This window comes from Aeromonas sp. 130281 (assembly GCF_056642115.1).
This window is the reverse complement of the sequence record NZ_JBWVQS010000002.1, coordinates 470,190-491,630: the sequence shown is the minus strand read 5'-3', so window position 1 is coordinate 491,630 and position 21,441 is coordinate 470,190. Positions and strand designations below refer to the sequence as shown.

Below are 21,441 nucleotides of genomic sequence, written 5' to 3'. Positions count from 1 at the left end.
GAGGAGTGCCGGGACGCCCTCGCTGCGATACAGGGAATCGCTTATCCCCCCCTTTTCGACAGCCGAATCACCAGAAGCTCACGTCCTTCACCACTCGGCCATCATGACGCGATAACTCAGTCGCCGTTTATGGGCATCACACCCCCAGCCTGTCTCGCAGGGTATACCAGGCGGCTCCTGCGGCGGTGAAGGGGATGCGCAGCAGGCGGCCGCCCGGGAAGGGGTAGTGTGGCAGCCTGGCGAAGGCGTCGAAGCGCTCCGCCTGACCGCTCAGCACCTCGGAGAGCAGCTTGCCCGCCAGATGGGTACAGGTAACGCCGTGGCCGCTGTAACCCTGCATGTAGTAGATGTTGGGGCCGATACGACCAAACTGCGGCAGACGCGACAGGGTGAGCAGGAAGTTGCCGGTCCAGGTGTACTCCACCTTGACGTCTTTGAGCTGGGGGAAGGTCTTGAGCATCTTGGGGATGATCAGCCGCTCTATGTCCGCCGGATCCCGCGCCCCATAGACAACGCCGCCGCCGTAGATCAGCCGGTGATCCCCTGTGGTTCTGTAGTAGTCGAGCAGGTAGTTGCAATCTTCCAGGCAGTAGTTCTGCGGCAGCAGGGCGCGGGCCCGCTCCTCCCCCAGCACCTCGGTGGCGATGACCTGGGTGCCGCACGGCATGCTCTTGCTCGCCAGCTCGGGCACCAGGTTGCCGAGGTAGGCGTTGCCAGCCACCACCACGAAGCGCGCCTTCACCGCCCCCTTGGCGGTCTTGACCAGAGCCGGTTGACCGGGAGTGATGCTGGTGACGGCGGACTGCTCGAAGATCTGCCCCCCCTGCATGCGGATGGCTTCTGCCTCTCCCAGCGCCAGGTTGAGGGGGTGAATATGACCGCCGCGCTTGTCCAGCAGGGCACCGACGTAGCGATCGCTTGCCACCACCTCGCGCACCCCGTCGGCATCGAGCAGCTCCAGCTGATCGTTGCCCCACTTCTGCCAGCGGGCATGTTGTGCCTTGAGCTCGTGGAGCTGCTTCTCGGTCTCGGCGGCAAAGACGCCCCCCTGCTGCAGATCGCACTGGATGTTGTAGCGCTGGATCCGCTCGCGGATGATCTCTCCCCCCTCAAACAACATGGAGCCGAGCAGCCTGGCCTGATCCGGCGGGCAGTTCGCTTCTATGGTGTCGATGTCGCGGCTGTAGGAGTTGACGATCTGGCCGCCATTGCGACCGCTGGCGCCGAAGCCGACTCGCGCCGCCTCCAGCACCACCACCTTGTAGCCCTTCTCCACCAGATGCAGGGCACTGGAGAGGCCGGTATACCCGGCCCCGATGACGCAGACGTCGCACTCAAGCTGCTCGGTGAGCGTGGGATAGGGGGCGTGTTTGTTGGCACTGGCTGCGTAGTAACTCTTTACATGTTCGGTCATGATCCCTGTTTCCTTACCGGTTCGTTTCCAATATTCGCGCTGTTCAATGTCAAAAGCTGGCGGGGGTGTGGGCGCTGACGATGCGGCAGACCTGCCCCGACGGATTGCTGAAGCTGTGGGGCTCGCCGGTGTCGATCACATAGCTGTCCCCGGCGCTGAGCTGATAGGTCTGCCCCGCCAGGCTCAGCACGACAGAACCTTCCAGCACAGTGCCCACCTCCTCCCCCAGGTGCTTGACCTGGCCCCCGGTGTCCGTGCCGGGGGCATAGGTCTCCAGCATGAAGCCGAGCTGGCGACGATTGTTGCCGTTGTGCACCAGCTTCATGGATACCCCCTGGCTGCCCAGCTCGATGAGCTGCTCCGCCTTGATCACCACGCTCGGCGCCCGCGCCTCCTCCTCGGCGAAGAAGCGGGAGAGCGGCAGCTCGTAGACGCAGAGCAATTTTTGCAACGAGGCGACCGAGGGGCTCACCTTGTTCTGCTCTATCATGCAGATGGCGCCGTGGGTCAGCCCGCTCAGCTCGGCGGCCCGGCGCTGGGAGAGCCCGAGACTACGGCGAAGGAGGGCGAGCCGCTCCCCCATGGTTTTATCCATCCCTTTGTCAGACAAGGGGTTATCCGTCATGGTCTGCCACTGGACCTCACCTTGTGGTTGCTGCATCCCCACCTCCTTGTATGGCCATTCGAATACCTTGTGGCGGCTGGTTAATATAATGCGTCAATCCCGGCACCCTGTTCGCTATCCTGCACAGCTGAGAGCGTTCATTATTTTGCACACCCAACACAATGAGAAACGCTAGAATCGTCCTGAGAGCCCCATTTTTAGCATGCAGCGCCCCGTTCACTCAAATATATTTAACACTTGAAAAACATTTCGGCTCACTTTATGGTCGTTAGGTGCTTATTATTCTATACGGTGGCACCACGGGATGAGTCGGCCACCCAGACCCACAATCGAGGCTTCCTATCTATGTCAGCATCACAACCCGCTCTCTCCCTGATCAAGTCCCTTGCCTATATAGATGGCCGCTGGTGCGAGGCCCATGGCGGACAACGCTTCGAGGTCCTGAACCCGGCGACCGGCCAGCTCATCACCCAGGTACCCGACATGGACGAGACGGACACCCGGCTCGCCATCGCGGCGGCTCACAATGCCCAGCCCGCCTGGGCCGCCCTCACCGCCAAGGAGCGCGGCAGCCGGCTCCACGCCTGGTTCGAGCTCATCATGGCCAGTCAGGATGAACTGGCCCGCATCATGACCTGCGAGCAGGGCAAACCGCTGGCGGAAGCCAAGGGCGAGGTGGCCTACGGCGCCAGCTTCATCCAGTGGTTCGCGGAAGAGGGCAAACGCGCCTATGGCCGCACCATCCCGGGTTTCAGCGGTGACCGGCGCCTGGCCACCATCAAGCAGCCGGTGGGCGTGGTGGCCGCCATCACCCCCTGGAACTTCCCCATCGCCATGATCACCCGCAAGGCGGGCCCGGCACTCGCCGCCGGTTGCACCATCGTCATCAAGCCCGCCGCCGAGACCCCCCTGTGCGCGCTGGCGCTGGCGGCCCTGGCCGAGCAGGCGGGCATCCCCGCCGGGGTCATCAACATAGTCACCTCCCATCAGGCGGCGGCCGTGGGTAATGAGCTGTGCAGCAACAAGACGGTGCGCAAGCTCTCCTTCACCGGCTCCACCCGCATCGGCAAGCTCCTGATGCGCCAGTGCGCCGACACCATGAAGCGGCTCTCCCTGGAGCTGGGTGGCAACGCCCCCTTCATCGTGTTCGACGATGCGGATCTGGACGCCGCCGTGGCCGGGGCCCTCGCCTCCAAATACCGCAACGCCGGCCAGACCTGCGTCTGCGCCAACCGCATCCTGGTGCAGGCCAGCGTCCATGACGCCTTCGCCGAGAAGCTGGCCGCCGCGGTGCGCGCCTTCAAGGTAGGAGATGGCATGGGGGAAGGCACCCAGATAGGCCCCCTCATCAATGCCGCCGCCGCCGACAAGGTCGCCTCCCTGGTCAACCAGGCCGAGGCCGCCGGTGCCAGGGTTCTGGTGGGGGGGCAAGCCCACCCCGCCGGCCCGCTCTTCTACCACCCCACCATCCTGACCGGCGTGACCCCGGACAACCCCATACTGCAGGAGGAGATCTTCGGGCCGGTGGCGCCGCTGGTGCGCTTCGAAACCGAGGCCGAGGCCATCGCCATCGCCAACGACACCCCCTATGGCCTGGCCGCCTACTTCTATGGCCGCGACATCGCCCGGGTGTGGCGGGTGGCCGAGCAGCTGGAGTACGGCATGGTGGGGATCAACGAGGGGATCATCTCGACCGAACTGGCCCCCTTTGGCGGCATCAAGGAGTCGGGGCTGGGTCGGGAAGGGGCGGCAGAGGGACTGGAGGAGTACCTCGAGACCAAATACCTCTGCTTCGGCGGCATCCGCTGATACCCATGACCCGCAGAGGCCTCGCCAAAAAAGATGCCTCTGACACCCGTCCATCGTTTTTATAGATAGACATGGGCGCCCGCCCGGCCTCACGAGAGCGTCGACGGCGCCCTGCGGCACGCCACCCGTGCACCGCACCGGACCTGCCGCCCTGCCAGATGGCAGCGCGGTTCAATCGATGAGCAGATTGCACAGGAATATCAGGGGCCCATGCCCCTCAGGGAGGAAAGATGAGTCAATCAGAACAGCATTCAAACCAGGCGTGGCAAGCCCGCCGTGAAGCGGCCGTGGTACAGGGGGTCGGCACCCTGCTGCCGGTCTTCATCGACCGGGCGCAAAACGCCGAGCTGTGGGACGTGGAGGGCAACCGCTACATCGACTTTGCCTCCGGCATCGCCGTGCTCAACACAGGTCACAACCACCCCAGGGTGGTCGCCGCCGTGCGCGAGCAGCTCGAGAAGTTCAGCCACACCTGCTTCCAGGTCACCCCCTACCCGGGCTATATCGAGCTGGCCGAGAAGCTCAACGCCCTGGTGCCGGGCCCGACCCCCAAGCGCACCCTCTTCCTCTCCACCGGCGCCGAGGCGGTGGAGAACGCCATCAAGATCGCCCGCGCCCACACCGGTCGCAGCGGCACCATCGCCTTCAAGGGCGGCTTCCATGGCCGCACCATGATGGGGATGGCGCTCACCGGCAAGGTGGTGCCCTACAAGACCGGCTTCGGCCCCTTCCCGGGGGAGGTCTATCACCTGCCCTTCCCGGCCGACTACCTGGGGGTGAGCGAGGCCGATGCCCTGGCTGCGCTGGATCTCTGCTTCAGCGCCGACATCGAGCCGGCCCGGGTGGCCGCCATCATCATAGAGCCGGTGCAGGGTGAGGGGGGCTTCTATGTCGCCTCCCCGAGCTTCCTGCAAGCCCTGCGCAAGATCTGCGATCAGCACGGCATCCTGCTCATCTGCGACGAGATTCAGACAGGTTTCTGTCGCACCGGCAAGACCTTCGCCACCGAATACAGCGGCGTCGAGCCGGACATCATGACGCTGGCCAAGAGCCTGGCGGGCGGCTTCCCGCTCTCCGCCGTGGTGGGCAAGAGCGAGGTGATGAACGCCGCCAAGCCCGGTGGCCTGGGGGGTACCTATGCGGGATCCCCCATCGCCTGCGCCGCCGCCCTGGCGGTGCTGGAGGTCATCGAGGAGGAGCGCCTGAACCAGCAGGCCCTGGTGCAAGGAGAGCAGATCAAGGGGCGCCTGCACCAGCTGGCGGAGCGGTTTGACAGCATAGGCAACATCCGCGGCCCCGGCGCCATGGTGGCCATGGAGCTGGTCAAGGGGCGCGATGCCACCCAACCGGACCCGGATCTCACCAGGCGGCTGGTGGCAGAGGCAGGCAAGCGCGGCCTGGTGCTGCTGGCCTGCGGCGTGCGGGCCAACGTCATCCGCTTCCTCGCCCCCCTCACCGCCTCCCCGGCGCTGATCGACGAGGGACTCGACCTGCTGGAGCAGGCGCTGGCCGCCGCCAGTCAGGGTTAGTGCCCGCGGTTCTCGCTGGCACGAACAATATCGTCAGATAACGACAGGCCGTCCATCGCGGATGGCCTGCTTATACGGTATCATCTCGCCCCCAAAAAATGATGGCAGGAGCACTTGGCTCCCTCTGTGACCAGTCACCCTGTCATGGGGCCCTGTCCCTGCTCGGCAGGCGGGCCCTTCACCACTGCATTCTTAGGAGACAGGCCCCATGGCCCCACGCCCTGCGCGACTGAAACAAACCCTGACCCTGTGGCAAGTGGTCGTGATGGGCCTGGCCTACATGACCCCCATGGTGGTGTTCGATACCTTCGGCATCGTCACCGACATCACCCAGGGTCATGTCACCACCGCCTACCTGCTGGCCCTGGTCGGGGTGCTGTTCACCGCCTCCAGCTACAGCAAGATGGTGCGTCACTACCCGATCGCGGGCTCGGCCTACACCTATGCCCAGCGGGAGTTCTCCCCCGTGGTGGGCTTCATGGTGGGCTGGTCCTCCCTGCTCGACTACATCTTCCTGCCGATGATCAACATGCTGCTGGCCAAGATCTATCTGAGCGCCCTCTTCCCCGGCGTCGAGCCCTGGATCTTCATCCTCGGCATGACGGTGCTGATGACCGCCATCAACCTGCGCGGCATCGATCTGGTGGCTAACCTCAACGGCCTCATCATCTTCATCCAGGTGGCCATCATGCTGGTCTTCCTCGGCCTGATCGCTCATGGGGTCTACCAGGGGGAAGGGCTCGGCACCCTCAGCCTGCAGCCCATCTACAGCGGCAGCACAGAGATCTTGCCGCTGCTGACCGGGGCCACCATCCTCTGCTTCTCCTTCCTCGGCTTCGACAGCCTGAGCGCCCTCTCCGAGGAGACCCCGGAGGCCGGCAAGGTGATCCCCAGAGCCATCATCCTGACCGCCCTGCTTGGCGGCCTCATCTTCGTGGTGGTGGCCTATGCCCTGCAGCTCTACTTCCCGGACGCCTCCCGCTTCAAGGCGCCGGACGCCGTGCTGCCGGAGATCGCCCTCTATGTCGGCGGCAAGCTGTTCCAGAGCGTGGTGCTGGTCTGTGCCTGCGTGGCGGTGCTGGCCTCGGGGCTCTCCTCCCACGCCGGGGTCTCCCGCATCCTCTACGTGATGGGGCGGGACAAGGTGCTGCCCCAGCGCACCTTCGGCTACATCCATCCCAAGTGGCGTACCCCGGTGTTCAACATACTGCTGGTGGGCCTGCTGGCCCTGTCGGCCGTCAGCTTCGATCTGGAGATAGCCCTGGCGCTGATCAACTTCGGCGCCCTGGTGGCCTTCACCGTGGTCAATCTGTCGGTGATCTCCTGCTACTACGTGCGTCAGGGCCGCAACAAGACCTGGCAGGATCGCCTGCAATACCTGGTGCTGCCCCTGCTCGGGGCCGGAACCGTGACCATACTCTGGCTCAACCTGGAGCAGACCTCCCTGGTGCTGGGGCTGATCTGGGCCGCCATCGGCGGGATTTATCTGTTTTTGCGCACCACGGTCTGGCGGGTCTCGCTGCCGAGCCAGCAGGCGGCAAGCCTTGCCAGCAGCGGGCTGACCCCCCTGTCGTCGACACCTGAATAGGCGCGGTTTATTGATGTAAACCCTGTCCTTGTGCATTCTCTTGCCGGGAATGCCGATCCTGGCTTGTCATCCCCCCCCATCTGGGGCAAAATGCGCGCCGATTTGAATAACCGATGTGATCCTCACATCGGTTATTTTTCATTTTGAAAACAAGTGTCTACTTCGAGGCCGGAACCATTCCGGAAATGATATCTAGGTTCAGATGAACCTAATGCCGCAATGAGGAAAAACATGGGGCTCTTATTGGCTTTGTCTCCGGTTGCCACCGGAACCTGCTTTGGTCGCCGCGCGACCAACGTCTGTGGTTTGCATACCGCTTCGCTGCGGATGCGAGAAACCAGTCCCATGGCCTCACGCCATTCCACCTCCTGCCAGCCGTGCAAGGAGGGAGCCTGAGTGAGCCAGCAACCCGTTCGTCTGATAAAAACCCTCAGCATGTGGCAAGTGGTGGTGATGGGCCTGGCCTATCTGACCCCCATGGCCGTGTTCGACACCTTCGCCATCGTCGGTGACATCACCGAGGGCCGGGTCGCCACCGCCTACCTGCTGGCGCTCGGCGGCATTCTGCTGACCGCCTTCAGCTACGGCCACCTGGTGCGCCGCTTCCCCTCGGCGGGCTCCGCCTACACCTACGCCCAGAAGGTGTTCCACCCCTATGTGGGCTTCATGGTGGGCTGGTCCTCCCTGCTCGACTACATGTTCATGCCGATGATCAACATCCTCCTGGCCAAGATCTACCTGACCGCCATGTTCCCCGGCGTCGATCCCTGGATCTTCATCTTCGGCCTGGTGACCGTGATGACCTTCCTGAACCTGCGTGGCATCAAGCTGGTGGCGAACCTCAACGGCTTCATCGTGTTCATCCAGATCGCCATCATCCTCACCTTCCTCGGCCTCATCGCCTGGGGCCTGAGTCACGGTGAAGGGGCCGGCACCCTGATGAGCAGCCGGCCATTCCACGTGGAGTCCGCCAGCATGCTGCCGCTGTTCACCGGCGCCACCATCCTCTGCTTCTCCTTCCTCGGCTTCGACGGCCTGAGTTCGCTCTCCGAGGAGACCCCGAACGCCGGCAAGGTGATCCCCCGCGCCATCGTGCTGACGGCCCTGATCGGCGGCATCATCTTCGTCACCGTCTCCTACAGCCTGCAGCTGTTCTTCCCGGATCTGGCTCGCTTCAAGGAGCCGGACGCCGTGCTGCCGGAAATAGCCCTCTACGTCGGCGGCACCCTGTTCCAGAGCGTGGTACTGGTGTGCACCACGGCGGCCGTGCTCGCCTCCGGCATGGCGGCCCATGCCGGCGTGTCGCGCATCCTCTATGTGATGGGGCGCGATCGCATGATCCCGGAGCGGGTGTTCGGCTACATCCACCCCACCTGGCGCACCCCGGCCATCAACGTGCTGCTGGTGGGGGCCCTGGCCCTCTCCGCCGTGTCGTTCGATCTGGACATGGCGCTGGCGCTGGTGAACTTCGGCGCCCTGGTGGCCTTCACCTTCGTCAACCTGTCGGTCATCGGCCAGTTCTGGGTACGTGAGAAGCGCAACAAGAGCCTCAAGGAACACCTGCTGTTCCTGGTGTTGCCGCTGCTGGGCGCCGCCACCATAGGGGCGCTCTGGATCAACCTGGAGCAGAGTTCCCTGGAGCTCGGTCTCATCTGGGCGGGGATCGGGGTCACCTACCTCTTCCTTCGCCTGGCGGTGTTCCGCATTCCCTTCCGTCAGTACGAGGAAGTGGCCGACAGCCAGTAAGCACGGCCGGACGACAACCAAACAGAAGGGGAGCCATGGGCTCCCCTTCTTGCATGCAGACCTGTGGCGGGCTATCCCTCAGCCCTGGTTGATCACCGCGGTGGCGGCCGCCTTGACCGGGTCCCTGGCCACGGCGTTGACATCCTTGCGGGTCTGATTGACCTTGTCTTGCGCCTGTTTCAGCTCGGCACTCTGCTTGCCCAGGGTCGCATTGGTGTTCTGCTTTGCCTCTTTCAGACCCGCCGTCTTCTTGTCCAGCACGTCCGTGGTGTTCTTCTTCACCTCGGCCCTGGCCTTCTCCTTCTGCTGGTGCACCAGCTTGTCGGCATCGCAGTTGCCCTTGACCCCCAGGGTCGCATTCATCGCCTCGTTTCTGGCCGCCTTGTCGAGGTTGCACTCGGACTTGAACACGCTGGCCTGCGCACCGGCAGACAACAACCCCAGGGAGAGACACAAAACCCATGCACGCATCATCGCTTCCTCATTTTGAAGACAGGAAAGCGAGGCAGCATATAACCCTGGGATCCCAGTGCAAGACGGGATGCCGGTTATGAGCCGGATGACACCATATCGGCGTTTGCTCCGACACTTTTTGTCTGCGGCGCCCCCTGCCGCCCTGTCACCAAAACATCATAAAAGTGTCACGTTGTCATATTTCTGTCATGGAGCGCTGCTGTAATGCGCCCGTCCATTTCAACGCAGAACGACCCCAAGAGGCCATATGCACAGCACCGTATCTTCCGCACCCCAGCAGACCCGCCGTCCCGGCCCCCTGTTCAACTGGCTCGCGGTGATCACGCTGATCTACCTGATCCTGGTCGCCGTTGGTGCCGTCTCCCACGGCTTCAAGGGCTTCTCCGGCGGCGCCGAGGGCGCGGCCCAGATCTTCGCCTTCGCGAACAACCCCTTCGTCGCCCTGCTGCTCGGCATCCTGGCCACCGCCCTGGTGCAGTCCTCCAGCACGGTCACCTCGGTCATCGTCGGCCTGGTGGCGGGGGGCCTGCCCATGGAGATGGCCATCCCCATGGTGATGGGAGCCAACCTCGGCACCACCATCACCAACACCATCGTCTCCCTCGGTCACATCCGGGACAGAGAGGAGTTTCGCCGCGCCTTCGCCGCCGCCACCGTGCACGACTTCTTCAACCTGCTGGCGGTCTTCATCTTCCTGCCGCTGGAGTTGATGTTCGGCCTGCTGCAGCAGAGCGCTGAGTGGGTCTCCGGCCTGCTGATGGGCTCCGCCGACATGTCGATGAAAGGCATGGACTTCATGAAGCCCATCATCTCGCCGGCACTGGATCTCATCGATGGGGCCGTCGCCTTCCTGCCGGGCAAGGGCGCCGCCATCGCCACCATCTGCATCGGCATCCTGCTGATCCTGGGTTGCGTCACCACCCTCGGCAAGGTGCTGCAACGGGTCATGGTGGGCCGCGCCAAGGAGCTGTTGCACAAGGCTCTGGGCCGTGGTCCGCTGACCGGTATCGCCTCCGGCACCCTGGTGACCGTCATGGTGCAGTCCTCCTCCACCACCACCAGCCTGATGATCCCCCTGGCCGGCGGCGGTGTGTTCAACACCCGTCAGCTCTACCCCTTCACCCTGGGGGCCAACATCGGCACCACCATTACCGCCCTGCTGGCCGCCACCGCCATCAGCGGTGCGGGTGCCCAGCTGGCACTGACCATCGCCCTGGTCCACGTGCTGTTCAACCTGTTTGCAGTGGTGCTCATCTACGGGGTCCCCTTCCTGCGCGAGCTGCCCATCAAGGCCGCCGAGACCCTGGCCCGGGTCGGCAGCGAGAACAAGCTGCTGGCGCTGGGTTACGTGGGCGGGCTCTTCTTCGCCCTGCCCGCCCTGATGATGGTGGCGGTGAAGTAATCCGCCCTCATGAGACGAGGGGGCAGATCCTGGCCCCTCGTCGTCTGTCTGCCCCATCACATCCTCCTGCGTCCCGACTCGCCCTCCCTCCCCGACTGGGATAAGATGCCGCCTTCATTGCATTTAAGGAAAACCCGATGAAGTTCATTCTGATCGCCCTGCTGATCGCCGGCGCCGCCTACTACTTCTACTCCAGCAGCAATAACAAAAAACTGGCCGAAGAGAACGTGCGCAAGGGCGCCGAGTTCCTCGCCAGCAACAAGGAGAAACCGCTGGTCACCACCACGGCCTCCGGCCTCCAGTACGAGGTGCTGACCCCGGGCAGCGGCACGGTTCACCCCACAGCCACCAGCAAGGTGAAGGTGCACTACGAGGGCAAGCTGCTGGACGGCACCGTGTTTGACAGCTCCATCGCCCGCGGCGAGCCCATCGAGTTTGGCCTCAACCAGGTGATCAAGGGCTGGACCGAAGGGGTGCAACTGATGGTGGAAGGGGAGAAGACCCGCTTCTACATTCCCGCCAATCTCGCCTATGGCGACCGCGCGGCCGGTAAAATCCCACCTGGCTCGGTGCTGATCTTCGACGTGGAGCTGCTGGGTATCCAGTAAGGTTTCTGGCTCGAGCACCAGCAGACGAGCTCCCGCCGGGCATCCTGCAATACCCGGCACATGAAGAAAGCAGGGCCAGCATGGTGATGCTGGCCCTGCTGTTTTAGGGTCATCTCCCGCCTTCATCTATCAACTCATAGTGAACAGTGCTTATACATATAGCCGCATTGTTAACTTCCTAGCCGAGGCAGATAATGACCCCATCGTCAGTGGCCCCTTGCCCTGACCCGGCCATGCGCTGCGTGCCGGCATCATTGATAGGAGTCTCGCTATGGCTATCGCCCCCGTCTGGTTTATCTCCCACGGCGCCCCGGATCTGGTCCTGCGGGATCAGCCTGCTACCCGGTTCCTGAAACAGCTGCGCCTTGAGGGCAGCAGGGGGCTGGTGGTTCTCTCGGCACACTGGTTCAGCCGCAGCGAGCTGCAGCTCAACGTCGAGCCGAGCCCGGCATTGATGTACGACTTCTATGGCTTCCCCGAGCCCCTCTATCAGATCCGCTGGCCAGCGAGGAGCCCCCAGTGGCTGCAGGAGGCGGTGGACGATCAGCTGCTGCTGGCCGGCCTGCCCGCCACCCCGGTGCATCGCGAGCTGGATCACGGAGTCTGGTCACCCCTCTCCCTGATGGATCCCCAAAGCGAGATCCCCCTGGTGCAGCTCTCCATTCCGGCCGGCTTCACCCCGGCCCAGCTGTGGCAACTGGGGGAGGCGTTGCAGGGCCTGCGCGCACAGGGCATAGGCATCCTCGCCTCCGGCGCCATCACCCACAACCTGCGGGCACTCGGGCCGGACGACAGCCCGGTGCCGGGCTGGGCGAGCAGCTTCGTCAGCTGGCTGGAGCAGACCATGGAGCAGGGGGACAGAACGGCGCTGGAAGATTATCGGGCCCGGGCTCCGGGCGCGGTGGAATCCCATCCGCACGACGATCACCTGCGTCCGCTGTTCGTGGCACTCGGGGCGGCGGGAAGCGACAGGCCAACTCGACTGCACCAGAGCTGGGACTATGGCAGCCTCTACATGGGGGCCTACCGGTTCGGCTGATCCCGGCACCGCCCAGGGCGGCAGATCCTGGGCACAGATGGCGGATCAGGCCGCCATTTTTGTGCCTTTCATGCCTGCTGCGTCCAAACAGGGGACTCGTTATAGCCATTTTCCGGTAGAATGACCGCCTTTGGGTGAAATGCGGCAAGGATGGCTGCCCCGTTCCTGGTGGCATGATGAATCTCTATCGATCACTGATCCTGCTCTGTCTGCTGATCATCCAGCCTGCGCTGGCGTTGACGCTGCACAGCCGTCACGACTCCGAGATAGCCCCTCCCGGCTGGTCCAAGGCCGAGCAAGACTGGCTGCGGCAAGCCAAGTTGCTGCGAGTCGGCCTCCTCGAGCAGGACTATCGCCCCTTCAGCATGATCGTCTCCCAGAGTCGATTCGAGGGGATCTCCGCCGATTACCTCGGCATCCTCGCCAAGATGCTGCACAAGCCACTGGCGCTGTGCCCCTTCGCCGACAAGGAGAGCGCCCTGCTCGCCCTGCGCCGGGGAGAGATCGATCTGGTCAACCTCGGCAACCTGACCCTGGCGGACACGGAGGCCTCCGGGATCCGGCTCAGCAGGCCCTACTTCAGCAGCCCCCTGGTCTTCTCGGCCCCCAAGCCGCACCAGGGCCCCCTGCTGACACCGGGCCAGCGCGTCGCCGCCGTAAAGGGCCAGATAGACGCGCAGCGATTCAGGCTCTACTACCCCACTCTCACCCTGGTAACCCATCCCTCCAATGCGGAGGCTTTCGACGCCGTCTTCTTCGGCCGCCAGGAGATACTGCTCAGCGACGCCCACGCCATGCACTACCTCAACAGCGAGCGCTTCGACCACCTCAGGCAACGTGGCGAGGCACAGCCCAGTCTGGCTCCGGCCGACTTTCGCTTCGCGCTCGCCACCCGCTCCCCGGCCCTGCTCGGCCTCATCAACCACGGCCTGGACGCCATCGACGAGGGAACCCGCAATGCCATCTTCAGTCAGTGGAACGGGCCCATTCGTGACATGAATGACGGCGCGAGCGAGCGCTATGACGCCGTGGAGCTTGCCTGGATGCGCCAGTCGCCCCCCATCAGGGTGTGGCTGATGGACAACCTCTACCCCTATGGCGCCCTGGATCACGACGGCCAGCTCACCGGCATGACGGTCGACATGCTGGCCAAGGTGAGCAAGCGCACCGGCCTCTCCTTCGAGTTCATCCGCTTCGACTCCGACCGGCAGCGGGACGAGGCCATCCGCTCGGGGCGCCTCGATCTCATCGGTGCCATCTCCCGGCCCGTGGCCGAGCGCTATGGCCTGCGCCCCTCGGTCCCCTATGCCACGGACGACATCTACGTGATCCTCACCCATCAGGGCGAGGAGAGCATGGGCTCGCTGCAGGGTCTGGCGGGCAGGCGCGTAGGGATGACCCGCTACAATCCACTCGCCGATGAGCTCGAGGGCAGCAGGCTCATCACCATGGAGAGCGCCGAGGAGGCAATGCAGGCCGTCGAGGGAGGCAGACTGGACGCCGCCATAGTCCCGCTCTATTTTGCCCGCCATGCCCTGGACAACGATCCGCAAACCCGGCTGCGCATCGCCGGCCCCGCCGATGAGGAATCCATCCTGATGGGCTTTGCCAGCCTGCCCGGCAACGAGATGCTGATGGGGATCCTCGACAAGACTCTGCTCGCCATCCCGCCCAACGAGCTGGCCATGGTGAGCTACGAGTGGCGCAACCGCAAACTGCCGAAGCCCGGCTTCATGGAGCGCCACGCCCACGCCTTCTACCTGTTGTTTGCGGTGCTCTTCGCCCTGGCGCTGGTGCTGTTCTATCGCAACCTCATGCTCAAGGGGCTGGCCCGCGCCGAGCAAGCCTCCCGCCAGCAGTTGGAGGCCCAGGTGAGATTCATCCGGGCGCTGGGGGAGAGCCAGCCCCACCCCATAGTGGTGCGGGACAAGGTCGGCAAGGTATTGCTGTGCAACAGCAAATACCTGGCCCAGCTCGGTGCCCGTCCGGAAGACGTCATGGGGCACCCCTTCGTCCAGGGACTGGAAGGGCGGATCGACCCCCAGAGCATCGCCGCCCTGGAGCGGGACTTCGCCAAGGTGCTGCAGCAAGGCCAGCCCATCTTCGCCGATCGGATTTTCAACCGCGAAGGGAGGCAGATCGACATCTATCACTGGATGGTGCCCTACTTCGATGCCGAGGGCACCATCAGCGGGGTGATCGACGGCTGGATCGACATCACGGACCGCAAGCAGCTGGAAGAAGCCCTGCGCCAGGCGAAGCTGCAGGCCGACAGCGCCAGCCGGGCCAAGAGCGACTTCCTCGCCACCATGAGCCACGAGATCCGTACCCCCATGAACGCCATCCTCGGCATGCTGGAGCTGGCCACCGAGGATCCCGCCCTCAGTCGTCACAGCGCCGAGCTGCTGCGCATCGCCGCGGACTCGGCCCACGGTCTGCTGGATCTGCTGGGGGATACCCTGGATATCGCCAGCATAGAGGCGGGCCAGATGATCCTGACCCCGACCCCCTGCGAACTCACGCCGCTGCTGGAATCGGTCACCCGGGTATTCCGGGGCATGGCCGGGCAGAAAGGAGTGCGCTATCGCGTCGAGTTGCCCGACGCCCCCCTGCCGACCGTGATGATCGATGCCCTTCGGCTGCGCCAGATCCTTTTCAACCTGATCGGCAACGCCATCAAGTTCACGGAGCAGGGCGAGGTGAGCATCAGCGCCACCCTGGCGGGAGACACCCTGCCCGCCCCCGTGCTGCACCTCGTCATTGCAGATACCGGGGTCGGCATTGCGGCGGACAAGCTGCCCCGGTTGTTCACCCCCTTCTACCGGGCGCACTCCCCCGAGCAGTACCCGGGCAGCGGCCTCGGTCTGAACATCGCCCGGATCCTGTGCCAGATGATGGGGGGAGAGATAGGTGTCGACAGCGAGCCGGAACGGGGGACCCGCCTCGAGATAAGGCTGCCCCTGACGCTGGCGGCGCCGGGTCTCCCGCTGGTGATGGCTCCCCTCCCCCCCCGGGAGCCTGGGCCCCGGCTGCGGATACTGGTGGTGGATGACAACCATGCCAACCAGATCCTGCTGCGCCAGCAGCTCAAGCACCTGGGACACGACGTCTGCGTGCGCAGCAACGGGCTGGAGGCCCTGCGCGCCGTCGGCAGCCACCCCTTCGATCTCGTTATCACCGACTGCCAGATGCCGGTGATGGATGGTTTCGACCTGACGCGCAACCTGCGTGCCCGTGGCCATGAGTTGCCAGTCTGGGGCTTTACCGCCCACGCCTTGCCCCGGGAGCGGGAGCTCTGCCTGGCCGCCGGCATGAACGACTGCCTGTTCAAACCCATAGGTCTCGCCCGCCTGCGCGCGGCGCTGGCCGAACTCGGCCGGGAGGCATAGGCGCCATTTCGCAAGAGAAGCGGTTGTCCGGCGGGGCAAGGAGCACGACCCGCCCTGAAGACAGGGCTGCGCCTTGGGCGGTGCATGAACCAGAGCTGGCTCAGGCACGGCTGACGGTACAGCTGAAACAACCCGGGCTGGCATTGTGTACCTGCATGTACGCGACCGCCCCATTCGACAGCTGCTGACGAATGGCTCGCTCGAATTCACTGCCTTGAATGGTCTGGGCGTGGATCATCATGTGCGCCCTGTCATAGGACCTGACCGAGAGCAGGCGCCCAGGCAGGATCTCCGGTATCTCATTGACACCCAGCACCGCAGTGTCGGCGTGTTCGCGCACAAAGATGGGTCCCCCTGCCCGATAGGGAGAGTCGACGTCATGGTGCAGGAAGTGGATCAGCAGTACCCTCTCCCCCGGCATGGCATCCTGCAGGGAAACCCGGCACGGGTAACCGGGTCTGGCATCGGCCGTCACCCATCTTGCGTTGATGCCCTGCAGCTCCTCCTCGCTCATCGCCATGAAGCGTGCAAACAGACCCTTCTCTAACCCCTGAATCCTGAAATCGGTGTTCATCGCGGCACTCCCTCTGATCAAAGACACCATGTTAGCCATGGCGTGGCCCTATGCTGGCCATTTCCGGTCAGGCAATCCTATTTCTGCCGGCACCCGAATGGCGCGGGCTCTGCTGTGCGGTACTTGGCGGCCCCTTCTGAGGGGTGGAGTGAAGAGAGCGAAGATGGGATGAGATGGGAGCCAGCGCCGGGCCTGCGACCAGCCGCAAGGCGTACTGTGGCTGTTCGATACCCATAAAAAAACCGACACCAGTGGTGTCGGTTTTTTGTATCGGGAGGTGCGTCCTGCCTTCCTTTTGCGCCGGCATAGGCCGGGCGAGGCAGGTCACGCGACGGGGATCAGTAGAAGATCCGCTCACCCCGTTCGCTCATCTTGAGCCACACCGGCTTGGTGCTGGTCTTGTTCCAGATCCGGTGCAGGTAGCTGTAGAAGCGGGCGCGATCGCGGCGAAACAGCATCACAGGGAAGGCGAGCAGACCCACCATCAGTACGAAGATGCGGCGAAGGATTATCTGAGTCAGGGAGAAGGGATGAAACATGATTTAACGCCTCGCTGGTAAGACCACTGAGCAAAGATTACTCCACAATCTGTAGGATTACTACACCAACAAGCCCACTTTTTTATAAAAAAACCGCCTAAAAACCAGAAAGTGAAACTGGGTTACATTATTTAACCAAAGAGTAACAAGGCTGGCAAAAACCACGCCTTGGGCAAGAGTTAGAACATGGGTAGGTTAATGGGGGGAGAAGCGCATGAAACTGGCAGACATTGCTGTCCTGAGCGTACTGGGTCTGCTCGCCTGGTCACAGTGGCAGGAGTGGCGGCTCAACCAGAACGACGCCATCACGCTGGCGTATCAGGGGGTGCCTGTCGTCAGCCTGTGGCAATGCGGTCAACTGAAGCAGAAGATGGCCGATCTGACCGACCACGCCGCCGAGCTGCAACTTCAGTATCGGGGGCAATCCCTCGACGAGATAAGTCACTATCTGCAAAGAGAGTGGCGCCATCAGGGCTGCGAGCTGTTATTGACCCAGCAAGGATATTGAACGCAAGGGGATATGCCGAAAGAGGTTCTTGGGATGAAACCTGGCATGGAACAAGAATGAAACCGAGGAAGAAGATGGAGGCACGTTCCGGAGTCGAACCGGACTAAACGGATTTGCAATCCGCTGCATAACCGCTTTGCTAACGCGCCATGCTGACAAGACTGATTGTCTTGAAAGTGAGTTCCATCGTTGGTGCGATGGAAAATTGGAGCGGGAAACGAGACTCGAACTCGCGACCCCGACCTTGGCAAGGTCGTGCTCTACCAACTGAGCTATTCCCGCCTGACTGCATGATGCCAGTTGCCTGACAACGAGGCGCATTATACGTACCCCGAGCCCGGGCACAACCCTTTTTTATGACTTTGAGCGCTTTTTTGGAGCGTTTGCTCAGGCTTTAAACGCCTTGGTCGAAATTCCCGCCATTCCCTGTGACCCGACGAGCGAATTTAAGATAAAGCCATTGAAATAGTTAGTCTTTAGTCAGAAACTCAAGCCGCTTAGTAACTGGATTCTCAATTGAAATTCACACCATGAAATGGATCTTCAGGCCTCGTGGGCTCAGACCGCAGCTGATGCTGGCTTTCTTCATGTTGGGCCTGGTGCCTTTCCTGGTCGTCACCCTGTTTTTCCTCTACAGCCACGGCAAGGATCTCACCACCCAGACGTCCAACCATCTGGTGTCGGTGCGCAACATCAAGAAGAGCCAGCTGGAAGACTACTTCGGCAACCTCAAGGAGCAGATCATCAACTTCTCCCAGCAGGACTTTGCCGGCAACAGTATCGGTCGCTTCTACGGTTTCACCGGGGCCTTCGAAAAGCTCGGCACCACGCCGCAGGAGGCCCGCGCCCGCGCCCAGGCCCGCTATGTGCCCGGCTCCTGGGACAAGCTGCAACAGCCGGACAGCCAGGTGGACATAGAGCCGTCCATCAGCGCCCTGATCCTCGCTGACGAGATGTATGGCCGGGTGCACCAGCGCTTTCACCGCGGCTACGCCGACATGGTGCGCAAGTCCAACTACAGCGACATCTTCCTGGTGGATCTCAACGGTGACGTAGTCTACTCGGTCACCAAGCACCCCAACTTCGCCACCAACCTGCTCTCCGGCCCCTATCAGGCCAGCGGTCTTGGCAACACCTTCGCCAAGATCAAGCGTCGCCTCGACGGCGGCCAGAAGCCCCAGCAGATCTTCGAGTTCACCGACTTTGGCCGCAACGAGCTGACCGGCCAGGTGGTCGCCTATCTGGCCGCCCCCGTGATGCAGTACGACTATGTGCGCGGCGTGGTGATCTTCGAGCTGCTGCCGGACAAGCTCAACCAGATCATGGCGGAGCGGGAGGGGCTCGGCGAGACCGGCGAGACCATCCTCATAGGCCCGGACAAGCGGATGCGCGCCAACGCCTGGCTGGCCCCCGAATTCAGTGTGGAGAACAGCTTCAGCCCCAACTTCCGGCCGCTGCAGACCCCGCTCGTCATCAAGGCCCTCTCCGGCGAGCAGGGGGTCGGCCCCTTCCTCTCCTATCACGACGACGAGGTGCTGGCCGCCTACACCCAGGTCAAGGTATTCGACACCGAGTGGGCCTTCATCGCCGAGATCTCCACCAGCGAGGCCTATGCCCCCATACGCCAGCTTGAGACGCTGGTGATCCTGCTGGGGGCGGGCTCATTGCTGCTGCTGATCCTCTTCTCCCGCTGGCTCTCCCACTCCATCACGGCGCCCCTTCGCTCCCTCACCGCCGCCGCCGAGCAGGTGGCGGATGGCGCCCTGGAGCACCCCATCACCATACCGCGCACCGACGACGACATAGACCGCCTGGCCCAGGCGTTCCGCCACATGCAGCGCTCGGTGAAGGACAAGATAGAGCTCATCGAACGCCAGACCCAGGAGCTGCAACAGCAGGTCAAGCTGACCCACAAGCAGAACCTCAGCCTGCAACAGGCGGACAAGCTCAAAGACGAGCTCCTGGCCAACACCTCCCACGAGCTGCGCACCCCCATCCACGGTATCAAGGGGATGGCCGAGTCCATGCTCGCCAGCCAGCAGGATCTGACCGAGGGGCAGCAGAAGCAGCTCGGCCTCATCATCAAGAGCGCCGACGGCCTGGCCCGGCTGGTGGACGATCTGCTCGACTACCACCAGATGCGCTACGGCCAGCTGGAGATCCACCCCCAGCCCGTCTCCTCCAAGGGGGTGATCCGGCTGGTGCTGGATCTCTGCCAGCACCTGGTGCAGGCCAAGCCCCTCACCCTGGTGGACATAAGCCCGGCGGAGCTGCCTCCGGTGCTGGCGGACGAACAGCGCCTCGAGCAGGTGCTCTACAACCTGGTGGGCAACGCCATCAAGTACACCCCCCAGGGCAAGGTGGTGCTGAGCGCCCTGGTGGAGGGCAACTTCCTGCGCATCAGGGTGACAGACACCGGCATCGGCATCGCCAAAGATCATCTGGAACACATCTTCGAACCCCTGGTGCAGATGAGCCCGGAAGTGAGCAAGCAGGGGGCGGGCCTTGGCCTCTCCATCACCCGTCAGCTGGTGCACCTGATGGGGGGTGAGCTGTTCGTCGAGAGCGAGCCGAGCGTCGGCTCCACCTTCGCCTTCACCCTGCCGCTGGCCAGCGGCAAGGCGGGCAGCCTGACGCTCGACAGCCGCCAGATAGAGCATCAGCTGATGCGCCAGCAGCCCCTGATACTGCCGGACTGGGAGAGCGACGATCTGCCCCCGCCCCCACCTGGCGCGCCCCTCATCCTGGTGGTGGATGACGAGCCCATCAACCTGCATATCCTCCGCCACCTGCTGCAACCCTGCGGCTACCGCATACTGCCGAGCAGCGACGGCCACGACGCCCTGGCCAAGCTGGCCCAGGAGCCGGTGGACCTCATCCTGCTGGACGTGATGATGCCGACCCTGTCGGGCTTCGACGTCTGCCGCCGCCTGCGCCAGCAGCATCCCAAGGACAAGCTGCCGGTGCTGCTGCTCACCGCCCTCAACCAGCCCAAGGAGATCGAAGAGGGCTTCAACGCCGGGGCCAACGACTACCTGGTGAAACCCTTCTGCAAGGAGGAGCTGTTTGCCCGGGTCAGGGCCCTGCTGGAGGCCAGCGCCGGCCGCGCCTCCCTGGTGGAGAATCACCTGCTCAAGCAGGAGATAGAGCACCGCCTGCGGCTGCAGGCCCAGCTGCATCAGGATCAGGAGCGGCTGCTTGCGCTGCTCGGGGAAGGGGCCGACCCCATGGTCTTCATCGACGAGCAAGGGGTGGTGCTGTTTGCCTCCCGGGCCCTGGCCCGCCTGCTGGGCCAGGAGCCGGAAGCCATGGAGGGGCTGCCGCTGGACGAGTGGCTGGCGACCCCGCTGGCGAGCCAGTGGCCCGACATGGCGGCGCGGCCGGAGCAGGATCTGAGCTTCCTGGTGGCGGGCCAGAAGGACGGGCTCAATGCCCGTGCCCTGCCCATCAGCCTGGGGGGTCAGCACGCCTTCGCCCTCACCCTCAGCACCGAGCAGCGCCAGGACGACAACAGGGTGATGGCTCTGGAGAACGCCCTCAAGAGCCTGTCGCGCCAGGCCATCATCGAAGACGGCCAGTTGCTGGGAGAGCTGAGCCGACTGGGCGGCGAATTCCGATCGCTGGCGGACAACCTCATTCGCCAGCAGGATGACGAGCCCCTGCGCCGGGCTCTGGTGGACACCATGCGCCTCACCCTGGAGACCTGGCAGCAGAGCACCGGCAAGGGCAAGATAGTGCTGGCGGAGAAGAGCAAGCTGTGGCGAGTCTACATGGACAGATCCAGTCCCCAGACCCGCACCCTCGACAAATACCTGAGCCTGGACACCCTGCCCAAGGCGCCCCGCTGGAAGACGGTGGTGGCCAGCGCCGAATACGTGCTCAAGCAGTGCCCCTTGAGCGAAGTGCAGCAGCAGAGCCTGCACCAGAGCACCCAGCTGCTGCGCCAGCTCGCCAGCCGCAAGGGCTGAGGTTCTGCTGCTATCTCGGGTGGCCTCTCTTCCGTTGACGACATGAGCCCGAGATATCGAGCAGATGACATGCCAAAAACACCACACCCGCGAATGACGCGGGTGTGGTGTTTTAGACGTTGTGCCATTGGGGCTAAGGGGCTGCTCCGGCGCTGCGACTCAGCAAGCGGTCCGGCACATCCCGAACGAGGGCATACAGCCTACCCGATGTCAGCCAACGCTCACCTCC

General features: G+C 63.6%; 15 protein-coding genes and 2 tRNA genes. 10 read left to right on the top strand and 7 right to left on the bottom strand.

The window, feature by feature from the left end; all coding sequences use genetic code 11:
• Positions 1–136: 136 nt before the first annotated feature.
• Both AC1IN8_RS09190 and puuR read right to left on the bottom strand, forming a co-directional pair.
• The gene (locus AC1IN8_RS09190; RefSeq protein ID WP_265436334.1) at positions 137–1,414 is read right to left on the bottom strand and encodes an NAD(P)/FAD-dependent oxidoreductase; all 1,278 of its coding nucleotides are present in this window, start codon (positions 1,412–1,414) and stop codon (positions 137–139) included.
• A gap of 49 nt (positions 1,415–1,463) precedes the next feature.
• On the bottom strand, positions 1,464–2,075 hold the full coding sequence (gene puuR, locus AC1IN8_RS09185; protein ID WP_005331862.1) for an HTH-type transcriptional regulator PuuR: 612 nt from the start codon (positions 2,073–2,075) through the stop codon (positions 1,464–1,466).
• Positions 2,076–2,384: 309 nt separating this feature from the next.
• Here puuR and AC1IN8_RS09180 point away from each other — a divergent pair, with 309 nt between their 5' ends.
• The 4 genes from AC1IN8_RS09180 (at position 2,385) to AC1IN8_RS09165 (ending at position 8,711) form a co-directional block, all read left to right on the top strand.
• A complete protein-coding gene (locus AC1IN8_RS09180; protein WP_479758683.1) occupies positions 2,385–3,848 on the top strand; it encodes an NAD-dependent succinate-semialdehyde dehydrogenase in 1,464 nt (487 codons plus the stop codon).
• A 230-nt stretch (positions 3,849–4,078) separates the two neighbouring features.
• On the top strand, positions 4,079–5,377 hold the full coding sequence (gabT, locus tag AC1IN8_RS09175; protein ID WP_319913244.1) for a 4-aminobutyrate--2-oxoglutarate transaminase: 1,299 nt from the start codon (positions 4,079–4,081) through the stop codon (positions 5,375–5,377).
• A gap of 208 nt (positions 5,378–5,585) precedes the next feature.
• Positions 5,586–6,965, top strand: a complete 1,380-nt coding sequence (locus tag AC1IN8_RS09170) for an APC family permease (RefSeq protein WP_479758682.1) — start codon at positions 5,586–5,588, stop codon at positions 6,963–6,965.
• Positions 6,966–7,400: 435 nt separating this feature from the next.
• On the top strand, positions 7,401–8,711 hold the full coding sequence (locus tag AC1IN8_RS09165; protein ID WP_479758760.1) for an APC family permease: 1,311 nt from the start codon (positions 7,401–7,403) through the stop codon (positions 8,709–8,711).
• A gap of 78 nt (positions 8,712–8,789) precedes the next feature.
• On the opposite strand, the gene AC1IN8_RS09160 is transcribed toward AC1IN8_RS09165, so the two are convergent.
• Positions 8,790–9,182: a hypothetical protein gene (locus tag AC1IN8_RS09160; RefSeq protein ID WP_218409041.1), complete on the bottom strand. Its 393-nt coding sequence runs from the start codon at positions 9,180–9,182 to the stop codon at positions 8,790–8,792.
• Between the two features lie 250 nt (positions 9,183–9,432).
• Between AC1IN8_RS09160 and AC1IN8_RS09155 the strand changes: the two genes are divergently transcribed.
• The 4 genes from AC1IN8_RS09155 to AC1IN8_RS09140 all read left to right on the top strand — a co-directional run bounded on the left by AC1IN8_RS09155 (position 9,433) and on the right by AC1IN8_RS09140 (position 15,623).
• On the top strand, positions 9,433–10,587 hold the full coding sequence (locus AC1IN8_RS09155) for a sodium:phosphate symporter (RefSeq protein WP_005331846.1): 1,155 nt from the start codon (positions 9,433–9,435) through the stop codon (positions 10,585–10,587).
• A gap of 137 nt (positions 10,588–10,724) precedes the next feature.
• Positions 10,725–11,195, top strand: a complete 471-nt coding sequence (gene bamJ, locus AC1IN8_RS09150; protein WP_043130150.1) for a BamJ family beta-barrel-assembly machinery protein — start codon at positions 10,725–10,727, stop codon at positions 11,193–11,195.
• A gap of 271 nt (positions 11,196–11,466) precedes the next feature.
• Positions 11,467–12,234 carry a DODA-type extradiol aromatic ring-opening family dioxygenase gene (locus AC1IN8_RS09145; RefSeq protein WP_479758681.1) on the top strand — a complete coding sequence of 256 codons (768 nt, stop codon included), beginning with the start codon at positions 11,467–11,469 and terminating at the stop codon, positions 12,232–12,234.
• Positions 12,235–12,410: 176 nt separating this feature from the next.
• The gene (locus tag AC1IN8_RS09140; RefSeq protein ID WP_479758680.1) at positions 12,411–15,623 is read left to right on the top strand and encodes an ATP-binding protein; all 3,213 of its coding nucleotides are present in this window, start codon (positions 12,411–12,413) and stop codon (positions 15,621–15,623) included.
• Between the two features lie 100 nt (positions 15,624–15,723).
• On the opposite strand, the gene AC1IN8_RS09135 is transcribed toward AC1IN8_RS09140, so the two are convergent.
• Together AC1IN8_RS09135 and AC1IN8_RS09130 are read right to left on the bottom strand one after the other, a co-directional pair.
• Positions 15,724–16,197: a DUF1203 domain-containing protein gene (locus AC1IN8_RS09135; protein ID WP_479758679.1), complete on the bottom strand. Its 474-nt coding sequence runs from the start codon at positions 16,195–16,197 to the stop codon at positions 15,724–15,726.
• A 338-nt stretch (positions 16,198–16,535) separates the two neighbouring features.
• A complete protein-coding gene (locus AC1IN8_RS09130; RefSeq protein ID WP_025327782.1) occupies positions 16,536–16,736 on the bottom strand; it encodes a YbfA family protein in 201 nt (66 codons plus the stop codon).
• Between the two features lie 214 nt (positions 16,737–16,950).
• Between AC1IN8_RS09130 and AC1IN8_RS09125 the strand changes: the two genes are divergently transcribed.
• Positions 16,951–17,244, top strand: coding sequence for a hypothetical protein (locus AC1IN8_RS09125; RefSeq protein WP_202046854.1), 294 nt, complete (start codon positions 16,951–16,953; stop codon positions 17,242–17,244).
• A gap of 75 nt (positions 17,245–17,319) precedes the next feature.
• Here the strand turns inward: AC1IN8_RS09125 and AC1IN8_RS09120 are convergent.
• Positions 17,320–17,393, bottom strand: a tRNA-Cys gene (locus AC1IN8_RS09120).
• 57 nt (positions 17,394–17,450) lie between these two features.
• Positions 17,451–17,526: transfer RNA gene (locus AC1IN8_RS09115), tRNA-Gly, on the bottom strand.
• A 248-nt stretch (positions 17,527–17,774) separates the two neighbouring features.
• Here AC1IN8_RS09115 and AC1IN8_RS09110 point away from each other — a divergent pair.
• Positions 17,775–21,212, top strand: a complete 3,438-nt coding sequence (locus tag AC1IN8_RS09110; RefSeq protein WP_342058153.1) for an ATP-binding protein — start codon at positions 17,775–17,777, stop codon at positions 21,210–21,212.
• The last annotated feature ends 229 nt before the right edge of the window (positions 21,213–21,441 follow it).

Coding starts and splice junctions, on each gene's coding strand:
- AC1IN8_RS09190 (WP_265436334.1), bottom strand. CDS start 1,414: ATGACCGAACATGTAAAGAGTTACTACGCAGCCAGTGCCAACAAACAC.
- puuR (WP_005331862.1), bottom strand. CDS start 2,075: ATGCAGCAACCACAAGGTGAGGTCCAGTGGCAGACCATGACGGATAAC.
- AC1IN8_RS09180 (WP_479758683.1), top strand. CDS start 2,385: ATGTCAGCATCACAACCCGCTCTCTCCCTGATCAAGTCCCTTGCCTAT.
- gabT (WP_319913244.1), top strand. CDS start 4,079: ATGAGTCAATCAGAACAGCATTCAAACCAGGCGTGGCAAGCCCGCCGT.
- AC1IN8_RS09170 (WP_479758682.1), top strand. CDS start 5,586: ATGGCCCCACGCCCTGCGCGACTGAAACAAACCCTGACCCTGTGGCAA.
- AC1IN8_RS09165 (WP_479758760.1), top strand. CDS start 7,401: ATGTGGCAAGTGGTGGTGATGGGCCTGGCCTATCTGACCCCCATGGCC.
- AC1IN8_RS09160 (WP_218409041.1), bottom strand. CDS start 9,182: ATGCGTGCATGGGTTTTGTGTCTCTCCCTGGGGTTGTTGTCTGCCGGT.
- AC1IN8_RS09155 (WP_005331846.1), top strand. CDS start 9,433: ATGCACAGCACCGTATCTTCCGCACCCCAGCAGACCCGCCGTCCCGGC.
- bamJ (WP_043130150.1), top strand. CDS start 10,725: ATGAAGTTCATTCTGATCGCCCTGCTGATCGCCGGCGCCGCCTACTAC.
- AC1IN8_RS09145 (WP_479758681.1), top strand. CDS start 11,467: ATGGCTATCGCCCCCGTCTGGTTTATCTCCCACGGCGCCCCGGATCTG.
- AC1IN8_RS09140 (WP_479758680.1), top strand. CDS start 12,411: ATGAATCTCTATCGATCACTGATCCTGCTCTGTCTGCTGATCATCCAG.
- AC1IN8_RS09135 (WP_479758679.1), bottom strand. CDS start 16,197: ATGAACACCGATTTCAGGATTCAGGGGTTAGAGAAGGGTCTGTTTGCA.
- AC1IN8_RS09130 (WP_025327782.1), bottom strand. CDS start 16,736: ATGTTTCATCCCTTCTCCCTGACTCAGATAATCCTTCGCCGCATCTTC.
- AC1IN8_RS09125 (WP_202046854.1), top strand. CDS start 16,951: ATGAAACTGGCAGACATTGCTGTCCTGAGCGTACTGGGTCTGCTCGCC.
- AC1IN8_RS09110 (WP_342058153.1), top strand. CDS start 17,775: ATGAAATGGATCTTCAGGCCTCGTGGGCTCAGACCGCAGCTGATGCTG.